Origin of the sequence: Mycobacterium sp. UM_11 (assembly GCF_001414075.1) — a bacterium.
Classification (GTDB): domain Bacteria; phylum Actinomycetota; class Actinomycetes; order Mycobacteriales; family Mycobacteriaceae; genus Mycobacterium.
Genome location: NZ_LATC01000181.1, coordinates 1 through 4,518 on the forward strand (window position 1 = coordinate 1; position 4,518 = coordinate 4,518).

Here is a 4,518-nt window from a genome sequence, read left to right on the forward strand (position 1 = left end):
CAGATGTGTATAAGAGACAGCCTGTGCGAGGTCGGGCGGCTCGCCCCCGGCGAACGCGTGCTCATCCACTCCGCCACCGGCGGTGTCGGACTGGCCGCCGTCTCGATCGCCCGGATGGTCGGGGCACGGATCTACGCGACGGCCGGCTCGGACGCGAAACGCGACACGCTGCGCGGCCTTGGCGTCGAGTACGTCGGTGACTCGCGGAGCGTGGATTTCGCCGACGAGATACGCGACATCACCGACGGCTACGGCGTGGACGTGATCCTCAATTCCCTTCCGGGCGAAGCCATTCGTCGCGGCGTCGAACTCCTCGCCCCCGGCGGCCGGTTCATCGAACTGGGCAAGAAGGACGTCCACGCCGACGCCGGCCTAGGGTTGGCCGGCCTGGCGAAGAGCGCCTCCTTCGCCGTGGTGGACCTCGACCTGAACCTCAAACTGCAACCGGCGCGCTACCGCCGCATGCTCGCCGACATCCTGCGGCACGTGTCGCAGGGCGCCCTGCAGGTGCTGCCGGTCACCGAGTTCGGTCTGCGCGACGCGGCCGACGCGTTCGCGCTGATGGCCTCCGGTCGGCACACCGGCAAGATCGTCGTCTCGATACCGGCCGGCGGCAGCATCGACGCGGTCGCCGCACCGCCACCGCACCCGCTGGTCAGCCCGGACGGCGGCTACCTCATCGTCGGCGGCATGGGCGGCCTCGGGTTCGTCGTCGCGCGGTGGCTGGTCGAGCAGGGCGCGGGACTGGTTGTGCTGAACGGACGTTCGGCCCCCGCCGCCGACGTCGCCGCCGCGATCGCGGAGCTCACCGCCGCGGGGGGCCGCATCGAGGTGGTGACCGGCGACATCGCCGAGCCCGGCACGGCCGATCGACTGGTGCGGGCGGTCGAAGACGCCGGCTTGCGGCCCGCCGGAGTCCTGCACAGCGCCATGATCCTCGACGACGAGATCGTGCTGAACATGTCCGAATCCGCCGCGCGGCGCGTGTTCACCCCGAAGGTCGCGGGCAGTTGGCTGCTGCACCGGGCCACCGCCCACCTGGATCTCGACTGGTGGTTGACGTTCTCGTCGGTGGCCTCCCTGCTGGGCGCGCCCGGCCAGGGCGCGTACGCAGCCGCCAACTCCTGGGTCGACGGCCTGGTCGCCCACCGGCGCTCCGCCGGGCTACCCGCCGTCGGAATCAACTGGGGCCCATGGGCGGAGGTCGGCCGCGCCCAGTTCTTCGCCGACCTCGGCGTCGCGATGATCACGGTCGAACAGGGCCTGGAAGCGATGCAGCTGGCCCTGGCGGCCGACCGCGCGCGCACCGGAGTGTTCAGCCTCGACGCGCGGCAGTGGTTCCAGTCCTTCCCCGCCGCGGCCGGTTCGTCGCTGTTCGCCCACCTGCACGACTCGGCCGGCGAACGGCGCGCCGGCGGGGGTGCCATCCGTGCCGAGCTGGACGCCACCGACGCCGGTGAGCGCCCGGCCCGCCTCGCGGCCGTGATCGCCGACGAGATCCGGGCGGTGTTGCGCTCGGCAGACCCGATCGATCCCGGCCGCCCGATGGAGTCGCTCGGCCTCGACTCGCTGATGGCGCTCGAATTGCGCAACCGGCTCGAATCCAGCCTGGGCACAACGCTGCCGGCCGCCCTGGTCTGGGCGTACCCGACGATCACCGACCTCGCGGGCGCACTGTGCGAGCGGTTGGGTTACGCGTCACCGACCGACGAGGAGCGTCACCCCGACGGGGAGGCCGAGCTATCGGACGAGGAGATGGAATTGCTGTCCGATCTGGTGGCGGCGAGCGAGCTGGAGACCGCGACGGGGGGCGGCGAGCAATGACGAGCATCGCCGAACGCGCGGCGCAGATGTCGCCCAAAGCCCGCGAGGTCCTCGCCCGTGAGCTCGTGCGCGCGGGCACGGCGTTCCCGACCGACATCGCCGAACCGGTGGCCGTGGTCGGCATCGGCTGTCGGCTGCCCGGCAAAGTGACTGGGCCGGAGAGCTTTTGGCAGCTGCTGCTCGACGGCCGCGACGCCGTCGGCGAGGTGCCCCCCGACCGGTGGGACGCCGACGCGTTCTACGACCCCGACCCGCAGGCGCCGGGCCGGATGACGACGAAGTGGGGTGGTTTCGTCGACGACGTCGCGGGTTTCGACGCCGATTTCTTCGGCATCACCCCCCGCGAAGCGATCGCGATGGACCCGCAGCAGCGCATCCTGCTCGAGGTCGCGTGGGAAGCGCTCGAACACGCCGGCATGCCCCCGGATTCGTTGAGCGGCAGCCGAACCGCCGCGCTGATGGGCGTGTCGGCATGGGACTACACCATCCTCAACCTCGAGCGGCGTGCCGAGATCGACGCGTACCTGAGCACCGGTAACCCGCACAGCGCCGCGGTGGGCCGGATCTCCTACCTGTTGGGGCTGCGCGGCCCGGCGGTGGCCGTCGACACCGCCTGCTCGTCGTCGTTGGTCGCGATCCATTTGGCCTGCCAGAGCCTGCGGCTGCGGGAAAGCGACACTGCACTCGCCGGCGGCGTGCACCTGTCGCTGTCCCCGTTCACCAGCATCGCCCTGTCCAAGTGGTCGGCCCTGTCACCGACGGGCCGGTGCAAGACCTTCGACGCCCTGGCCGACGGGTTCGTGCGCAGCGAGGGCTGCGGCGTGGTGGTGCTCAAGCGGTTGTCCGACGCCACCCGCGACGGCGATCGCGTACTCGCCGTGGTCCGCGGTTCGGCCATCAACCAGGACGGCCGGTCCAACGGCATGACCGCGCCGAACGCGGCGGCGCAGCGCGACGTGATCACGACCGCCCTGCGCCAGGCCGACGTCACGGCGGACAGCGTCAACTACGTCGAAACCCACGGCACGGGAACCGTACTGGGCGATCCGATCGAGTTCGAGGCGCTGGCCGCGACGTACGGGCTTGCGAAAGGTCAGAGCGAGGGCGGCTGCGCGCTCGGGGCGGTCAAGACCAACCTCGGGCATCTCGAGGCCGCCGCCGGGGTCACCGGATTCATCAAAGCCATCCTGGCCGTGAACCGGGGAGTCATCCCACCGAACCTGCACTTCACCCGGTGGAACCCGGCGATCGACGCGTCGTCGACCCGCCTGTTCGTGCCGACCGAGGGCACCGCATGGCCGACGGCCGGCATCCGCCGGGCCGCGGTTTCCTCGTTCGGCCTCAGCGGCACCAACGCGCACGTGGTGGTCGAGCAGCCGCCCGCCCCGGCGGACCGGCAGGCGCGCCCCGCGCCGACGGTGTCGACGCTGGTGGTGTCCGGCAAGACCCCGCAGCGGGTGGCGGCGATGGCCGCCACGCTCGCCGACTGGCTGGGCGGCCCCGGCGCGGCGACGCCGCTGGCCGACGTCGCGCACACGCTGACTTCCCGCCGGGCACAACACCCTTGGCGCGCGACCGTGGTGGCCCGCGATGGCGCCGCCGCGGTGGCGGGGTTGCGCGCCCTGGTCGCCGGCGCCCCGGCGCCCGGGGTGCAGGGCCCGGTCGAATCGACCCGCCGCCCCGGCACGGTGTTCGTCTACTCCGGCCAGGGCGCGCAATGGGCCGGCATGGGCCGCCGGCTGCTGGCCGACGAGCCCGCCTTCGCGGCGGCGATCGCCGAGCTGGAACCGGATTTCGTTGCTCAGACCGGCTTTTCGCTGCACCAGACGCTGGCCGAGGGGCGAGCGGTCGCCGGCATCCAGAACATCCAGCCGGTGCTGGTGGCCGTCCAGCTCGCGCTGACCGCGCTGTGGCGCCACTACGGGATCGAGCCCGACGCGGTGATCGGGCACTCCATGGGTGAGGTTTCCGCCGCGGTGGTGTCGGGGGCGCTCACCCCGGCGGAGGGGCTGCGGGTGATCGCCACCCGGTCGGCGCTGATGGCCCGGTTGTCCGGGCAGGGCGCGATGGCGTTGCTCGAACTCGACGCCGAGGCGGCCGGGGAACTGATCACCGACCACCCGCAGGTGACGCTGGCCGTGCACGCCTCGCCGCGCCAATCGGTGATCGCCGGCCCACCCGATCAGGTGGACGCGGTCATCGCGGCCGTGGCCGCCCGCAACCTGCTAGCGCGCCGCATCGAGGTCGACGTGGCCTCCCACCACCCGATCATCGATCCCATCCTGCCCGAATTGCGTTCGGCGCTGGCCGATTTGGCGCCCAAAACACCGACCATCCCGATGATCAGCACCACGAGTCCGGCGCCCGGCCCGTTGCTCGACGCCGACTATTGGGCGGACAACCTGCGCAACCCGGTGCGCTTCCATCAAGCCGTCAGCCAGGCCGGCGCCGAGAAGCACACCTTCATCGAGATCAGCCCCCACCCGCTGCTCACCCACGCCATCGCCGACACCCTCGGCGCCGCCGCGCACGCCGTTGGCACCCTGCACCGCGACACCGACGACACGATCACCTTCCACGGCCAGCTGGCCGCCGTCTCGCCTCACCCGCCCGCCACGGACCGCGGTCGCCTCGCCGAGCTCCCGGTGACGCCGTGGCAGCACACCCAATTCTGGGTCGCCGACCGGTCCGGGA

General features: G+C 72.1%; 2 protein-coding genes. Both read left to right on the plus strand.

The features are described from left to right. Positions 1 to 1,824, plus strand: a 1,824-nt coding sequence (locus WU80_RS24155) for an SDR family NAD(P)-dependent oxidoreductase (RefSeq protein ID WP_156371862.1), incomplete at its 5' end; no start/stop codon positions are given. Next, positions 1,821 to 4,518, plus strand: a 2,698-nt coding sequence (locus tag WU80_RS24160) for a type I polyketide synthase (RefSeq protein WP_156371864.1), incomplete at its 3' end; no start/stop codon positions are given. The genes WU80_RS24155 and WU80_RS24160, both read left to right, overlap by 4 nt.